Annotated in this window: 16 protein-coding genes, 1 tRNA gene and 1 riboswitch; of the genes, 4 read left to right on the top strand and 13 right to left on the bottom strand. The window is 36.6% G+C overall.

The features are described 5' to 3' along the window. Positions 1–183: 183 nt before the first annotated feature. The 7 genes from ACIR131C_RS0104640 to ACIR131C_RS21900 all read right to left on the bottom strand — a co-directional run bounded on the left by ACIR131C_RS0104640 (position 184) and on the right by ACIR131C_RS21900 (position 3,855). A tRNA-Arg gene (locus tag ACIR131C_RS0104640) sits at positions 184–257 on the bottom strand. 43 nt (positions 258–300) lie between these two features. Next, positions 301–1,398, bottom strand: a complete 1,098-nt coding sequence (locus ACIR131C_RS0104635; RefSeq protein WP_028089255.1) for a tocopherol cyclase family protein — start codon at positions 1,396–1,398, stop codon at positions 301–303. 8 nt (positions 1,399–1,406) lie between these two features. After that, positions 1,407–2,150 (bottom strand): M50 family metallopeptidase, encoded by a 744-nt coding sequence (locus ACIR131C_RS0104630; RefSeq protein ID WP_028089254.1) that lies wholly within the window; start codon positions 2,148–2,150, stop codon positions 1,407–1,409. A 148-nt stretch (positions 2,151–2,298) separates the two neighbouring features. Further along, on the bottom strand, positions 2,299–2,529 hold the full coding sequence (locus tag ACIR131C_RS0104625) for a hypothetical protein (RefSeq protein WP_028082235.1): 231 nt from the start codon (positions 2,527–2,529) through the stop codon (positions 2,299–2,301). Positions 2,530–2,631: 102 nt separating this feature from the next. After that, positions 2,632–2,757 (bottom strand): PIN domain-containing protein, encoded by a 126-nt coding sequence (locus ACIR131C_RS27305; RefSeq protein WP_423752196.1) that lies wholly within the window; start codon positions 2,755–2,757, stop codon positions 2,632–2,634. A 100-nt stretch (positions 2,758–2,857) separates the two neighbouring features. Continuing rightward, complete coding sequence (locus ACIR131C_RS21905) at positions 2,858–3,445, bottom strand: DNA-methyltransferase (protein WP_231395387.1); 588 nt, start codon at positions 3,443–3,445, stop codon at positions 2,858–2,860. A gap of 152 nt (positions 3,446–3,597) precedes the next feature. After that, entirely contained in the window at positions 3,598–3,855 is a 258-nt protein-coding gene (locus tag ACIR131C_RS21900) for a hypothetical protein (protein ID WP_028089253.1), read from the bottom strand. A gap of 285 nt (positions 3,856–4,140) precedes the next feature. Here ACIR131C_RS21900 and ACIR131C_RS0104605 point away from each other — a divergent pair, with 285 nt between their 5' ends. Then, positions 4,141–4,371, top strand: coding sequence for a hypothetical protein (locus ACIR131C_RS0104605; protein WP_028089252.1), 231 nt, complete (start codon positions 4,141–4,143; stop codon positions 4,369–4,371). Next, complete coding sequence (locus tag ACIR131C_RS24290; RefSeq protein WP_196811722.1) at positions 4,361–4,468, top strand: type II toxin-antitoxin system PemK/MazF family toxin; 108 nt, start codon at positions 4,361–4,363, stop codon at positions 4,466–4,468. The genes ACIR131C_RS0104605 and ACIR131C_RS24290 overlap by 11 nt, the downstream gene beginning before the upstream one ends. On the opposite strand, the gene ACIR131C_RS0104595 is transcribed toward ACIR131C_RS24290, so the two are convergent. The 3 genes from ACIR131C_RS0104595 to ACIR131C_RS0104585 all read right to left on the bottom strand — a co-directional run bounded on the left by ACIR131C_RS0104595 (position 4,452) and on the right by ACIR131C_RS0104585 (position 7,876). Next, a complete protein-coding gene (locus tag ACIR131C_RS0104595; protein ID WP_028089251.1) occupies positions 4,452–5,630 on the bottom strand; it encodes an acyltransferase family protein in 1,179 nt (392 codons plus the stop codon). The genes ACIR131C_RS24290 and ACIR131C_RS0104595 overlap by 17 nt on opposite strands. Before the next feature lie 69 nt (positions 5,631–5,699). Further along, a complete protein-coding gene (gene thiC, locus ACIR131C_RS0104590; RefSeq protein ID WP_028089250.1) occupies positions 5,700–7,073 on the bottom strand; it encodes a phosphomethylpyrimidine synthase in 1,374 nt (457 codons plus the stop codon). A 6-nt stretch (positions 7,074–7,079) separates the two neighbouring features. Beyond that, a riboswitch (TPP riboswitch) is annotated at positions 7,080–7,176 on the bottom strand. Positions 7,177–7,402: 226 nt separating this feature from the next. Continuing rightward, positions 7,403–7,876 carry a DUF2726 domain-containing protein gene (locus ACIR131C_RS0104585; protein ID WP_028089249.1) on the bottom strand — a complete coding sequence of 158 codons (474 nt, stop codon included), beginning with the start codon at positions 7,874–7,876 and terminating at the stop codon, positions 7,403–7,405. A 530-nt stretch (positions 7,877–8,406) separates the two neighbouring features. Here ACIR131C_RS0104585 and ACIR131C_RS0104580 point away from each other — a divergent pair. Continuing rightward, positions 8,407–8,832: a GxxExxY protein gene (locus ACIR131C_RS0104580; RefSeq protein ID WP_028089248.1), complete on the top strand. Its 426-nt coding sequence runs from the start codon at positions 8,407–8,409 to the stop codon at positions 8,830–8,832. Between the two features lie 368 nt (positions 8,833–9,200). Continuing rightward, on the top strand, positions 9,201–10,277 hold the full coding sequence (gene acsF, locus ACIR131C_RS0104570; RefSeq protein WP_028089246.1) for a magnesium-protoporphyrin IX monomethyl ester (oxidative) cyclase: 1,077 nt from the start codon (positions 9,201–9,203) through the stop codon (positions 10,275–10,277). 285 nt (positions 10,278–10,562) lie between these two features. Here the strand turns inward: acsF and ACIR131C_RS0104565 are convergent, their stop codons facing one another. Genes ACIR131C_RS0104565 through ACIR131C_RS0104555 form a run of 3 tightly spaced genes read right to left on the bottom strand, consistent with a single transcriptional unit; the run spans position 10,563 to position 14,556 of the window. Beyond that, a complete protein-coding gene (locus ACIR131C_RS0104565; RefSeq protein ID WP_028089245.1) occupies positions 10,563–11,165 on the bottom strand; it encodes a DUF4340 domain-containing protein in 603 nt (200 codons plus the stop codon). A gap of 29 nt (positions 11,166–11,194) precedes the next feature. Further along, positions 11,195–12,934: an aminodeoxychorismate synthase component I gene (gene pabB / locus ACIR131C_RS0104560; RefSeq protein WP_028089244.1), complete on the bottom strand. Its 1,740-nt coding sequence runs from the start codon at positions 12,932–12,934 to the stop codon at positions 11,195–11,197. Continuing rightward, positions 12,931–14,556, bottom strand: coding sequence for a GldG family protein (locus tag ACIR131C_RS0104555; protein WP_028089243.1), 1,626 nt, complete (start codon positions 14,554–14,556; stop codon positions 12,931–12,933). Before ACIR131C_RS0104555 ends, pabB begins: the two co-directional genes overlap by 4 nt. Positions 14,557–14,599: the final 43 nt, after the last annotated feature.

Below are 14,599 nucleotides of genomic sequence, written 5' to 3'. Positions count from 1 at the left end.
TAAGAAGGGGTTGACATTTGATTTTAAATCTGTTATCCTTATCTTGATGAGGAAGAACTATCTTGCTATAAATAGCAGATAACATAGTATAGTAGTTAAACATAGTAGTTATAAGTTAATGGACACAAATTTGCTTTAACACGAAAGGATTAAGCGTTATCTTTGATATATTGTATATTAATATGGGATTGGTGCGGATCGAACGCACGGCCTAGCGCTTAGGAGGCGCTCGCTCTATCCAACTGAGCTACAACCCCAAAGACAACATAAAGATTGTCAAATACTATCATAGCAGTATTTTCATTGAGACTGCCAATAATTATCCCAATCATGGCCACCAATTTCTAAACCGCACAGATTACTACTTGCATTCAGGATAACCTGAGATTTGCTGGCATTAACTTCTCGCAATTCTAAGTTTAGCTCTCCCTGCATGGTATCTCGACAACAGAAAGTTAAACCATTGGTTGTCGGAGCGCGGAGGGGAGTACCTGGTAACTGGGTAGTTCCGGTCAGTGTCACTTCATAACTTAGATTTTTGGCTTGCATTTGCCATCTACCCCAGGGCTGAATTTGCCATTTTACCTCCGAATTCCAGGGGACAAATTCATAAAATTTACCTTGGTAGTGAATACCAATCATAGCAACTGATTCCATCCACCATAATACACCACGTTTGCCCCCACCAGCAGTTAAAGCTAAATCGGGTTGATTAATGAAAGAATTGCAATTTAGCCAAAACCATTTTTGGGGAAAAGCACCACCCCAGTTCTTTTCTGCGTATGCTGGCGCATTTGTAAATTCATATATTTTACCATGCCAGTCTATCCAACCACTAGCTAAACCATGAGCCATTAAAATTTGCCACCCAGGTTCAAATATCTGCGAAAATGATAACCAACCCGCTGTTGATTGCTGAAAACTATTTTGATTTCCCCAACCATATATAGGTTTAATTGTATACTCCCATTGGCAATAATTACCAGTAGCAGGATCGGTAATTATGCCTTGATTTAAGGTAGCTGTGGCTTGATAGCCTTCAGAAATATGCTGTGTAAATTCACTGGGAGTGAGATATAGCGGGGAAACTTGTAAGTTAGTTTTTCCCCAATGTCCTAATCCTAATACATCCCGACTCGCCCAAAATTTATTCACATCGGGAAAAGTGCGACAGAGGTACTCATCATTTATGCCCAGAATTTGGGCTGCACCGCCACTGTAGGGCTGATTACCTTTGGGGTCTTCGATGGAGTACATGAAGGCGATAGTTTGCCTAATTTCGGGTATTGTGACGCGGTAATACCAGCCTTCAAAAAAGCGGCGATTACTACCGTCCCAATGATAACCGCTGTGGGGGGTTTGGGTGCAATTGAGGTGGTTTGTGATCATACTGAGCATAGATGCTGTTATTTTGCTGATTTTTGAGTATGGACAACGCGGAGACTTTGGATTAAGATCATTAAAGAAGCGATCGCCATTAATAGCCCCCAAAACCAATAAGGTAAAAACAAATACTTCTGCATTTGTCCTGTATCTGATAGTCCTAATGGTCCTGCGGTATAACTGAATAAATAATCAAGTTGATGATAGGTACTTACACAAGCTTGCACACCTAGAAACTGAATTGCAAACCCTTGTACCCAAAGAGGTGTTTTTAAGGCGATTCCTAATATCATAAAACCTAATAAGGGAATTGCGACAAAACCAAACCAAGAACGCAGCCAAATTAATGTAGACAGGAGTAAAAAACCGCCCAAAATTTTTAAACTCAAAGAAGTGGTTTTTAAACTACCGGAAGCGAGAATTAGACCTGCACCAGCGAGAGGTGGACCCATTGGACCAGCAGCAGCGACCAAGCCGATACCAAGATATCCCCATCCGTTACTTAAAGTATAATGAGCTACACCAGAACCGTTGCCAAAGATTTCTAATTTTTGAAACTGTCCCCCTAAAATCAAGGCCATTAAACCGTGACCCATTTCATGAAACCAAGTTGCCAAAATAGAAAATGGGTATAAAATATAATTACCCATAGGTACTTGCCACAAAAATGCTGTGACTATACCCGCTGCAACTAACCAAGTTAACCCCATTTTTTCTACTTCTGTGGGAGTAAATAGAGGGTTGAAATTTTTACTGGGTTCTCTCATTATTGACTATCCTGCAAGTAATTACACGAATTAGCTGAGTATTCTTGAATATATCTTAATTCACTTCCAGAAAAAGTAGGAAAATTCCTCTGGCAAAAATGGTTCTCAATCTAACAAGTAATGTAAAATAATATTAGTATCAATACCTTCAGTAAAGATACTTCTCCACTCGATGTTCTTCTAACATTGCTTTTATCTGTTCATCGGTTGGTGCTGCTTGATTGCTTTTTAATAAACCTTTCATTTGTTTAATAATGCTAGTCCGTTCTGATTTTTGACTGGGTTGATTTTGCAATGATTCAATGATTGCACGGACGGGTTCTAAGCGATCGCTCTCAGGTATTTGAAAGGCTTGCTCTTTCAGTTTTTGTAGGGACATAGAGGTTATTTTAATAATACTTGATTATATTTTATCTCATAGCGATACTTTCAGTAAAGCGATCGCTCATTTTCTTCAAGCTATTTTTAAAATAGAGTGAATCTACACCCATGATTCCCATAAAAAAGGCTGTAGTTGATGAATACGTCTAAAATCGCTATCAGCAGAAACGAGAGTGAGATTGTGTTGAATCACTGTTGCTCGTATCCAAATATCATGATCGCTCAATCCCAAATTTTCAATGCTAAAATTAGGACGTTTGCTTTTTTATTGGGGAGCAAAATAATTAAAAAACAACGACAATTAATGTTTAAAATATTGTATTTTATTACTTAAACTCAAATGCCAAAAAAATAAATTTTTTAGTTTTACCTTTTCCATAAGCACTGGTTTCTGCTTGGGGATGGCAAGGATACTTTAATGTATGTGCGCCATAAGGAATTCGCACATCGTCAATATTAATTTTCACTTGATCTGATTTACGAAAATGAATAATACTTTCATGCGATCGTCCCCAATCACTACCTAAATTAGCCTTGTTTTTATAGTGCCAAATTAACCAACGACAATTTTTGAAATATTTGGATACTGAATATTTTAAATCAGCTAATATTTCAGAAAAACCACAAACGTAAAGAGATCCATTAGATTTGAGAATACGCGAAGCTTGGCTAATCCATTGAATTGACCAGGCGATATATTTTTCTTGGTTCTCAAAATTATCCCATTCAGCTTTTTTAATATTATAAGGTGGGTCAGCAAACACTAGATCAACGCTTTCTGAATCAAGAGATGCCAGCCAATCTAGGGAATTACCTTGATAAATTTCTCCGTGAGGATGGGTATATTGTAGTTGGAATCCTTTTGTTAATGGTAATGGTAGTAATTTTTGTTCACTACTTTGTGCTTCTACCACTCCAAGATTTAGAGACTGTTGTATTACGTTTAATGCATTATTAGAACTGCTCAATCTCATCTATCCTCACAAGTTTAATAAACAGTGTTAAAAATTACTCAACGCATCAGCAGTTTGGGAAATCTCCTCAAACTGCCAAAAAATATACTACCCTAAACTTCCTCATTCCGCAATCTTTGTAACAATTCTTCACGGGATAAATTACCCAAAGAAAGAAGTAACTGAGTACGTTCAGAAATGGGAATATTAGCAATCTTTTCCACCACACCAGATAACTCAACATCCAAACTACCAAAACGCCCTTCCAGCAGAGAAGTTATTAAAGAAAATCGTTCTTCCTCTTTTCCTTCTTGTTTTCCTTCTTGCTTCCAGTCTTCTATTTGTTGTAAATAAGCCGGTGATAAGTTCATAATTACTTCCTCCTCTTCTATACTTAAATTATCTCTCAATTCTAAATTCTTGCGCCAGTCCGCTAATATTAAAAATCACATTTGTTTTGTACAAAAATCACACTAAACATCAAAAATATTATATAATAATTATTATTACTCAGGACTTACGCAAAATATCTCTCAAATCCTCATCTCTCCGTGACCTCTGTGCCTGGAGTGGTTCGTTATTCCATGAATCTTGCGTAAGTCCTATTACTACCAAAAGCATAGTTTTAAAAGTAGTTTACCCCAAAAATTAAACTAATGTTACAGTCAATCGAAGGCATTTACAAAGACGGGAAAATTGAGCTAACCGAAACTCCAACAGGCATAAATACAGCGCGAGTAATTGTAACTTTTCTCGATACCAACGCTTCCGTAGATTTGTCATCTCGCGGAATTAATGAAGAACAAGCCGCAAATTTAAGAGCTAGATTACAATGTTTTGCACAAGATTGGGATCAACCAGAGATGGAAGTTTACGATGCCTTATAATCGTGGTTCAGTAGTGCTGGTTTTGTTCCCAGACTCAAACTTAAAAACTGCTAAACGTCGTCCTGCTTTAGTTGTTCAATCTAATTTAATTTTTTAACCAACCAAAAAGTAAGATATTTTCGCATATTTTCAGTTTTTGCTTCTGTGACAGATGATATTAAAAATGCGTACAAAATAATAATTGCCAACATTATTATTCCCGCACTCAGATACATCATATTTGGTTGCCAACGTTGATTATGAATAAACCATGCTTGACAGAAGACTAGCAATGGAAGATGCACAAGATAAAGTGTATAGGAAAATCCAGACAACCTATCAAGCATATTATGATATATACTATTTTGGCTAGGAGATTTATCTTGCAATAATGTATATATAAAAATAGTAGAAGATATTCCTATGATAAAATCAGAAGTCAAACTAGAGCTAATCAATCCTATACGAGAGATTGCTAAACTTCCTGAAAAAAGAGCGAAAGAAAGAGCTAAACATAGATAATAGAATATTTTTTTGTGTTGATTAATCACAAAATAACCAGAAACACTGATTAAAGTACCCATTAACCAAATTAAGAAATAAGTAATTATTGATTTACCGACTATACTAAATATCGAAATAGTAAGTATAGCGTAAATAAGGCGGAGTTTAAATGGCGTATATTTTGCCAAAATTAATAATATTAAAGGAAAAGATAGATAATACCAAAATTCATAATTTAAGCTCCATAAAGGTGAATTAGAACCAAATGTAGGGACATAAATATTTTGTAGAAAAGTTAAATTTCCTAAAAAAGTCAATAAGTTTAGCTTGTCGGAAATATTAGAACCACTACCTATATTTGCACCAAATGATTGACCTCCATAAATTGTATTATTTCCAAAAATATTAATTCCCAAATAGTCCCATAGTCCACCAATTAACAATGCAGGAATTAGAACTATATACAAGCGAGACAAACGATTAATTAAGTAATAGCTCCATGACCATTTATTATGGTTTTGTGATTTAATCACACTACTGGAAATAAAAAACCCACTCAATACAAAAAAAACTACAACCGCTTGATGTCCAAATCCAGTAATATAATAAAGAATCTTTATTAAAAAATTCTTGGATTCAACTTCTAAATAATCAACAAAAAATAAATTTCGTAAATGTCCGGCACAAACTTCTAAAGCTGATAATCCTCTGAGCATATTTAGATGTTGTGAAGATTGAAAACCTTTAATTGCTGGAACTAATTTAAAATATTTCATTACATCCTCCGATAGTTAGTTTTAGATCCCCAACTTCTCTAAGAAGTCAGGGATCTAGTTCTTCAGTAATTAACCTTGCGCTACAGGTTCTTTAGCCAAAAACTTCTCCAATTCTGTCAAAGCATCAGCATCAACCTTAGTCTGCATTGGACAGAACTTAGGACCACACATGGAACAAAACTCAGCCGTTTTATAGATATCTGCCGGTAAAGTTTCGTCGTGATATTCCTTCGCTCTTTCCGGGTCTAAAGACAACTCAAATTGACGATTCCAGTCGAAATTATAGCGAGCTTTAGAAAGTTCATCATCCCTGTCTCTAGCACCAGGGCGATGTCTCGCAATATCCGCAGCATGAGCCGCAATTTTATACGCAATTAAGCCATTCCGTACATCTTCCGCATCAGGTAAACCTAAATGTTCTTTAGGTGTCACATAACACAACATCGCCGTCCCATACCAGCCCGCCATAGCTGCCCCAATAGCTGAGGTAATATGGTCATAACCAGGAGCAATATCTGTAACCAAAGGACCAAGAACATAGAAAGGTGCTTCCGAACACTCTTCCATTTGTTTGCGGACATTGAACTCAATTTGATCCATAGGAACGTGACCTGGCCCTTCCACCATCACTTGCACATCATGTTCCCAAGCTTTACGGGTGAGATTTCCCAGAGTTTTCAGTTCCGCCAACTGGGCTTCATCGGACGCATCATGGGTACATCCTGGGCGCAGGGAGTCGCCTAAACTGAAAGAAACATCATATTTCTTAAAAATCTCAATGATGTCGTTAAAATGGGTATAGAGCGGGTTCTGTTTATGGTGATGCAACATCCACCGCGCCAAAATTCCACCACCACGAGAAACAATACCAGTAATTCGGTTTCTCACTAAAGGTAAATGTTCAATTAAAATCCCCGCGTGGATAGTTTGATAGTCTACCCCTTGCTGGGCGTGTTTTTCGATAATGTGGAGAAAGTCATCAGCAGTCAGATTTTCAATTGTTCCGTGAACACTCTCTAAAGCTTGGTAAACTGGAACAGTCCCAATGGGAACAGGAGAAGCCTGGATAATTGCGGTACGAATTTCGTCTAAATTACCACCACCTGTAGACAAATCCATCACCGTATCAGCGCCATATTTTACCGCCAAATTAAGTTTATCAACCTCTTCCTGCAAATTAGAAGAATTGGGAGAAGCACCGATATTAGCGTTAACTTTACACTTAGAAGCGATACCAATAGCCATCGGTTCTAAATTTGTGTGATTAATATTTGCGGGGATAATCATCCGTCCCCGTGCTACTTCAGCGCGGATAAGTTCAGCCGGCAGATTTTCCCGCTTGGCTACGTATTGCATTTCTTCAGTGATTACACCCTGACGAGCGTAGTGCATTTGCGATACGTTGTCTTGTCCACGTCTCTTAGCTACCCATTCTGTACGCATATCCAATTCCTCAATAAACAGCTTCCCTCCGCTGGTATTATCCAGACTCAGGTGTTAAGGGTTTGATCTCAGCTTAGTTTCCCAAGCACCCCTAGCATGATGTAGATTCTAGCATTTTCGTGATCTTTGGGGGAGGGTGATGATAAATTGTGAAGATATGGGGAAAGGAGGATTTGTAGTTCGTTACACAAACCGTCTAGGGTTGAAACCCCAGACTAATAGCGAAAGTCCGTTAAAACGGACTCAAATCTTTTCTTTTTTCAGTCGTCTTGAGACGACTTTTGTTATTAGCCTTGCACTTCAGTGCTAGGCGGGTAAGTTAGCAATTACTATGCTATAGCTAGAAGGTTAGAAAAATTAGATGGTTCGCAATAGTTTTTAATTAAGGCTTTGGCATTTTCGCGTTTTTCGCCTGTGAATAAATTAAATATTACTTCTTCATTTTGGGAGTAAAGATGTAATAATCCAAAGTCTTTAATTCTTGAATAAATTAGGGGAACTCCTGCTAAGGTTAGTAAATGTAATTTTTTATTATCACGCTCTCTCGCGTCATGAGAATCATGATATGTAGATTGAAATTCCACAACTAAACAAGGTTTATAGTCTTTGTTTGTGATCAGAGCGTCTACACTGGAACTAAAGAAAAATTTTCTTAGTTCTATATCAACTCCTATGCCTAATTCACAAATTTGGGATAAGCTGACCTGTGTATGAATTTTATAATTTTCATCTATGCAGGTTTGCAGAAATTCTAACATTCTTTCTTCGTAAAGGTTAACCAGTCTTTTGGGTTTTACTAACATTAGTTTCTCTCCATTAATATTTAGGACTTCTTTTGAACTAATACACGCTTGCCTCATATAAGGAAAAAGCTTATCTTTTTGCAAGAAGTTTATCAACCTTTTTATGCAAATTCCCATATTTGATCCAACCTGAAGTAGTGGTAATGGATCTAGCTGAAACACCTATTGAACTCACCTTCTGCACCCTAAACTGTCACACAACGAAAAATGGTCGTTTGGGGATTTGAGATTGGTCAACTGCTTGCAGCAGCGCTTCGCTATCGCCACCTAAAATTTAGACTATTTCGTATCAAAATTATCCTCATAAGTATTCAAAAATCCAAAATTACCAATTGTGAGACCAGGGGGTGCGGAATGTGGGATTGAACGTTAAAAAAGTCAGGAAAGAAAAAACTTCACACACTCAAAAGCCAAAGGATTATGTGATGAAAACGAACCACTCCGGGCACAGAGGACACAGAGGTAAGAGGTTTGGTAGAGGTGATAATTGGGTTAATTTGGTAATTAGTTGTTTTTGCAAGGATTATGTGATGAAAACGAACCGCAGAGGCGCAGAGGACACAGAGGGAAGAGAGTTAGGAGAGGAGATGAGTTGGCTTACAGGGGAGGTTATTGGGGCTGCTATTGAGGTACACCGGGTTTTGGGTCCTGGGTTTTTGGAGGAAGTGTATAAGGAGGCACTGGTTGTTGAATTTATGATTCGGGGTATACATCATGAGGTTGAAAAGTCAATAAGCTTGACATATAAAGGACATGATGTAGGTAGAGGTAGATTAGATTTTTTAGTTGCAGACTGTTTAGTTGTAGAATTAAAAGCTGTGCAAACTCTAGCCCCTATTCACGAAGCTCAACTTCTCTCCTACCTCAAAATAACTAAGCGCAATTTAGGACTCCTCATCAACTTTAACGTTCCCCTCCTCAAAGACGGCATCAAACGCATAGCCCTCTCTCTCTAACTCTTCCCTCCGTGTCCTCTGTGCCTGGAGTGGTTCGTTAATTCCCCCACAACTCCTTTGCAACCCAAATATCATATAAACCATTTTTAAACGCATAGCCCTCTCTCTCTAACTCTTCCCTCCGTGTCCTCTGTGCCTGGAGCGGTTCGTTAATTCCCCCACAACTCGTTTGCAACCCAAATATCATATAAACCGTTTTTTGTGGATTTTTGCAACTCTTAATCATTTATCCACCCATTTTTGGGCTAGATATTGCTACACTGAATCTCATACAAAATCATAATTGTTGTCGTCTGCACCTTGTGAGAGCATAAGAATCAGCTTTCTGGTGTAATCAAGAAAAGAAAGATAAAAGAGCAAATCAAAACATGGTAGACTCTCTCAAAAAACCAAGCTTTGACGAAATCCGTCCCGGAGTTAAATCCCCTGCGAAGGAAACCCTTTTAACACCAAGATTTTACACGACTGATTTCGATGAAATGGCGCGGATGGATATTTCTGTCAATGAAGACGAATTACAAGCTATTTTGGCAGAATTTCGCGTTGACTACAACCGTCATCACTTTGTTAGAGATGCTCAGTTTGAACAATCATGGGATCACATTGACGGTGAAACTCGTCAATTGTTCATTGAGTTTCTGGAACGTTCTTGTACAGCGGAGTTTTCTGGATTCCTGTTATATAAGGAACTCGGCCGTCGCTTAAAGGATAAAAGCCCTCTTTTGGCTGAGTGCTTTAACCTAATGTCACGGGATGAAGCCCGTCACGCTGGGTTTTTGAACAAAGCTATGTCGGACTTTAATCTTTCTCTAGATTTAGGGTTTTTGACTAAGAGCCGCAGTTATACGTTCTTTAAGCCCAAATTCATCTTCTATGCTACCTATCTTTCTGAAAAAATCGGTTATTGGCGTTATATCACCATTTATCGTCATTTAGAATCCCATCCTGAAGATCGGATCTATCCAATTTTCCGTTTCTTTGAAAACTGGTGTCAAGATGAAAACCGTCATGGGGATTTCTTTGATGCGATCATGAGAGCGCAGCCGCAAATGTTGAATGATTGGAGAGCAAAACTATGGAGTCGCTTTTTCCTGTTGTCGGTATTTGCAACTATGTATCTCAATGATATCCAACGCAAGGATTTTTATGCTTCTTTGGGCTTAGATGCGCGAGAGTATGATATTCATGTAATTAAGAAGACCAATGAAACCGCCGGTAGGGTCTTCCCTGTGATGTTGGATGTTGATAACCCAGCTTTTTATGAACGTTTAGATGTTTGCGTCCAGAATAATGAAAAATTGGCAGCAATTTCTAACTCTAATACTCCTAAATTCCTGCAATTCTTCCAAAAACTTCCAATTTATGTGTCCCATGGTTGGCAGTTATTACAATTATATCTGATGAAGCCTATTGATGCGGCTTCTGTCCACGGTCAAGCTCGTTAATTTGAGCCTAATTTTCTTTAAATGTGGTTTTGTTTTTAACAGAGCCACATTTTTTATTTTTGATGATCTTATTGATTTTCAGGACTTACCCAACTGGCACAATATTTTAGATTGCAGTGAGAACTAAAGTTTCTCTCCTTGGGAAGTTACGGAAATAAGATCAGGGTTTTAGCTTCAGGGGTTTTTCATTCTCTAAAATTTAGCAGAAGAAAATGAAATTGGCAAATTTTGCGACTAATCCCCCTTGATCTGGACAAGAAATTAATAAGATTGCTGTTTGTTGTGTCATTGAGGCTTTGGTTTAGGAACGATAGGTAATGGTTTTACGTTAGTCTTTTCTTTTCTTTGTTTCCATTCTGATATGTCTCGATTGACTGCATTAAAAAAATCCTGGGAAACTAACAATAAGTTGAGATTTTGATTAGCATCAGCTTGAGCATATAAGAAGCGATTATTAAACTCAGCTTTACCTAAAATCAATTGATGACTTTGTTGATTTTTGAGTTTAATATCAATAGTTGCTACAGGTTTATCTAAACCAAATTCTGATAATTCAGTGGGTAAAACTGATACTGTTCTTTCAATTTTACCATCAACTAACAAATCCATTAAGTAAGAAACAATTGCATCATTTGCTGGTGCTGATATGGGAGATTTAATTTCCCATTCAGGTTTTTCAGTTGTCTTGCTTTTTTCTAGTTTTAATGTTGTACTTTTAGTTTTAATTGTTAAAGATTGGACATCATTAGCAGTAAAGGAGAAAATTTTCTGTTTTTCGGCTTTTATTTCTGTTGATTGAGTTTTTCCTTTAATTTCATAGAAATATACAAAACTGCCCAAACCCAGAGCTAAAAGTATTAAAATCCAAGTCGTTTTTGGTAATTTCATATTGATAATCAATTAATAAAATCATTTAGTTAATGAGAAATTAAAACCGCTTTTCGCCATTTTTGCACTGAGTTAATTATATAGATATGATGGCTATATTTTAACATTTCTACTGTGATAATTTTTTCTCTGATTTTACATTTTTCAAGTAGGTTAGCGCGAAAAGTCCCTGCTAATAAACCGCACTTTACTGGAGGTGTCAGCAATTCTCCATTCAAGTCTACCACAATATTACCAATACAGGTTTCTGTTATTTCACCTCTGTCATTCCACAATAAAACATCATCACAATCAGGAAAAGGGGCTTTTGCCATTTCATAAACTTGGCGATTTGTTGTTTTATGATACAAAAATATATTAGTGGAGTCAATCGGTGTGCAACACATACCTAGTTTGACAAATTCCTGATTATTTACGGCCAATAAAGGTATTGTTTGATATACAATTTCACCTTGAGAATCTAATAATAACCGTAGTTTATAATCTTGATTTGCAAATGATTGTGTTAATTGATCAAGTTGATTTTTTACATTACTTATATTAACTTTAAACCCAAAGTAATTTGCTGAATCTTGTAAACGTTGTAAATGATAATTCAATAAAAAATAACCATTTTGGGGCTGCCACAAAATGGTTTCTAAAAGTGAGAAATCTGGTTGATTTAATGTGAGAACTTGGGCTTTAATCTGACATTCTTGATATTCATCACTACTCACAGAATCCCAGACAATTCCTCCTCCAACTCCATATTCTGCTTGTTTATTTTCTTTATCAATTAAAACAGTCCGAATAGCAACATTAAATTGGGCTTGACGTTGGGGACTAATAAAACCAATACAGCCAGTATAAATACGGCGCGGTGTATTTTCCAATTCCTGAATAATTTCCATTGTCCGCGCTTTAGGTGCGCCGGTAATAGAAGCGCAGGGAAATAACGCCCCCATAATTTCACTTATGGAAGCTGTAGTTTTAGCTGTAACGGTAGATGTCATTTGCCAAACTGTGGGGTATTTCTCGACATTAAATAAACTGGGAACTTTGACTGTATTAATATTAGCTATTCGTCCTATATCATTGCGAATCATATCCACAATCATTACATTTTCCGCGCGATTTTTTTCAGAAAAATGTAGTTCTTTAGCAATAGCATGATCAGCGACTAATGTTAAACCTCTAGCTGCTGTTCCTTTCATGGGACGCGAGGTTAAGTGATGATCATCAAGATGAAAAAAAAGTTCAGGGGAAGCGGAACAAATAGCAAAGTTATCAATATCAACATAAGCCCCATAATCTGCTTTTTGTGCTTGCACTAATTTCAGAAATAATTCCCAAGTATCACCACTAAAAGGTGCATTTAAACGTAATGTATAATTGACTTGATAAGTTTCCCCCAAGGAAATATATTTTTTAATTTTACTAATCACTTGATGATATTCTTCTTCACTTACTGAAGGTGTCCAATTAAGTTTATATTTATCAGCTAAGGTAGGTTTTGGTAAATCAATAATTTCTGGTTTTTTATATAATCCAAACCAGAGTAACGGAAATGAAGAAGGAGAATGGGTTTTTAGTATCGAATCAAAAGCTGTTGAAGCTTCATAACTAATAAAACCTGCCCCATATATTTGATGTTTAGTAATCAAATCATTCACGAGTTGCAATTTGGGAACAACTTGATCAATACTATTAGTTTGGATGATTTCATCAGGATCTTGAAAGCAAAGCCAATGTTTTAGTTTAGCATTATGAATTACTAATTTATTTTTCATCTACGTTTCCACCAAATAATAAAACCTGTTAGCAAACCCAGTAAAGGTAATAAAAACACGGCAGATATTGTTAACAAGTTAGCTTCCAGATTTGATATAATAATCCGGCGATTTTTTGGTTGTTTAGGACGAATTGACAGAAGTTTTTCATCCTGTTGACTTAACCAACTAACCGTGTTTAAAAAGACATCTCCATTTAACTGTTGTTCAAATAAACTATCAGTGGCAAAATTTGAGTTTCCGAATACTACTAACCGTGATTCTTTAGCAGTATTTGGGGAAGTTTTGGTAGTTGGTATTGGAGTTGGGGAAGTTTTGTCCGTTGGAATTGCAGTTGGAATTGGAATTGCAGTTGGGGAAGTTTTGTCCGTTGGAATTGGGGAATTTAATAACTTTCTGGTTAATGCTACTCCTAAAGTTAAAGGTCCTTTTAAGTCTTTATCTTCATTAAACTCTAGTTTTTCACTTTTTTGATCACTTTCTGCCCAACTATTAGGATAGGGTTTAGTTTTTAATAAAACCATAGACTCAACATCAGGGACAGGATCAATTTCTAGAGGACGAGTTAATGGATATACAGAAATATTATTAGCAAAATCTTGAGTAATAGGATGTTGTCCATATTCTGTCACTAAAATAGTAGCAGGTCCTAATTGTAAACTTGCTCCAGAATTATCAATGACCAAGCGATTATCTAAACGCACACCCCACTCTTTCAGAAGAGTATCCATTTTCGGGTTGGTGTTGGGATCAATCATCAATAATAAGTTACCACCACGATTAAGATAATTTTGTAAAGCTGTAACTTCTCCCGTCAATAATTCTTTTTGGGGTCCAGCTACAATTACAACATTAGCATCATCAGGAACTTGAGGACGTTCTGCTAAATTCAAAGTTGATATAGTAAAGTTTTTATCAGTTAAGCCCTGTATTGCTTTAGAAATTGCCCCTTTACTAGCGGAAAGTGGGTGTTCACTATGTCCTTGCAGAAAGTAAACTTTAGCCGTTTTAGGATTAATCATTTGTTGTAAACGATTAGTTAATTTTATTTCTGATAGTCGTTCATCCTCACTAATTATTTGTATTAATTGCCGTTTTGTTTGAAATTCTAAATAAACTTCGCCATAATCTTTAACACCAAATCTTTCTGCTAGTCCTGGTTTTAATTCAGGATCAACATACTCAAATTTAAACTTGTTACTTTGACGATGATAGTTATCTAATAATTCCTGATCTTGGGAATTTTTTTCTTTAGTAAATAACCAAACCTTCATTGTTTCGGGTAAATTACTGACTAATTCCCTGGATTGAGGTGATAAAGTAAATAATTGAGTATCTGTTAAGTCTAGACGCAGGTGGTAACGAATACCTAAAAAGTTAATTAATCCTAATATAACTAATACGGACAAAGTTGCGATTAAGGCATTAGTAGTAGATTGGGTAGAACGCTTTTGCCACCATTTAGTTTGTACTACCCACAAGGCACAAATAACTAAACCTATTATTATTAATGATAAGGGGATTATTCTTGAATTTACTGATGTTAAACGAATGGTTAAACCAGCGGTGATCAAGAATGGTCCTAGCCAAAATATAAGTTTCCAAAGTTTGTTTTTATTCATTCTTTATAGTAGGGAAGAGGGAACAGGTTACAGGGAACAGGTT

Source organism: Dolichospermum circinale AWQC131C (assembly GCF_000426905.1).
In the GTDB taxonomy this organism is placed as follows: Bacteria; Cyanobacteriota; Cyanobacteriia; order Cyanobacteriales; family Nostocaceae; genus Dolichospermum; species Dolichospermum circinale.
The sequence above is the reverse complement of the archived record's forward strand: the minus strand, read 5'-3'. Positions and strand labels throughout refer to the sequence as shown.

Coding starts and splice junctions, on each gene's coding strand:
- ACIR131C_RS0104635 (WP_028089255.1), bottom strand. CDS start 1,398: ATGCTCAGTATGATCACAAACCACCTCAATTGCACCCAAACCCCCCAC.
- ACIR131C_RS0104605 (WP_028089252.1), top strand. CDS start 4,141: ATGTTACAGTCAATCGAAGGCATTTACAAAGACGGGAAAATTGAGCTA.
- ACIR131C_RS0104630 (WP_028089254.1), bottom strand. CDS start 2,150: ATGAGAGAACCCAGTAAAAATTTCAACCCTCTATTTACTCCCACAGAA.
- pabB (WP_028089244.1), bottom strand. CDS start 12,934: ATGAAAAATAAATTAGTAATTCATAATGCTAAACTAAAACATTGGCTT.
- ACIR131C_RS0104580 (WP_028089248.1), top strand. CDS start 8,407: ATGAAAACGAACCGCAGAGGCGCAGAGGACACAGAGGGAAGAGAGTTA.
- ACIR131C_RS0104625 (WP_028082235.1), bottom strand. CDS start 2,529: ATGTCCCTACAAAAACTGAAAGAGCAAGCCTTTCAAATACCTGAGAGC.
- ACIR131C_RS0104595 (WP_028089251.1), bottom strand. CDS start 5,630: ATGAAATATTTTAAATTAGTTCCAGCAATTAAAGGTTTTCAATCTTCA.
- thiC (WP_028089250.1), bottom strand. CDS start 7,073: ATGCGTACAGAATGGGTAGCTAAGAGACGTGGACAAGACAACGTATCG.
- ACIR131C_RS0104565 (WP_028089245.1), bottom strand. CDS start 11,165: ATGAAATTACCAAAAACGACTTGGATTTTAATACTTTTAGCTCTGGGT.
- ACIR131C_RS0104555 (WP_028089243.1), bottom strand. CDS start 14,556: ATGAATAAAAACAAACTTTGGAAACTTATATTTTGGCTAGGACCATTC.
- acsF (WP_028089246.1), top strand. CDS start 9,201: ATGGTAGACTCTCTCAAAAAACCAAGCTTTGACGAAATCCGTCCCGGA.
- ACIR131C_RS0104585 (WP_028089249.1), bottom strand. CDS start 7,876: ATGTTAGTAAAACCCAAAAGACTGGTTAACCTTTACGAAGAAAGAATG.
- ACIR131C_RS21900 (WP_028089253.1), bottom strand. CDS start 3,855: ATGAACTTATCACCGGCTTATTTACAACAAATAGAAGACTGGAAGCAA.
- ACIR131C_RS24290 (WP_196811722.1), top strand. CDS start 4,361: ATGCCTTATAATCGTGGTTCAGTAGTGCTGGTTTTGTTCCCAGACTCA.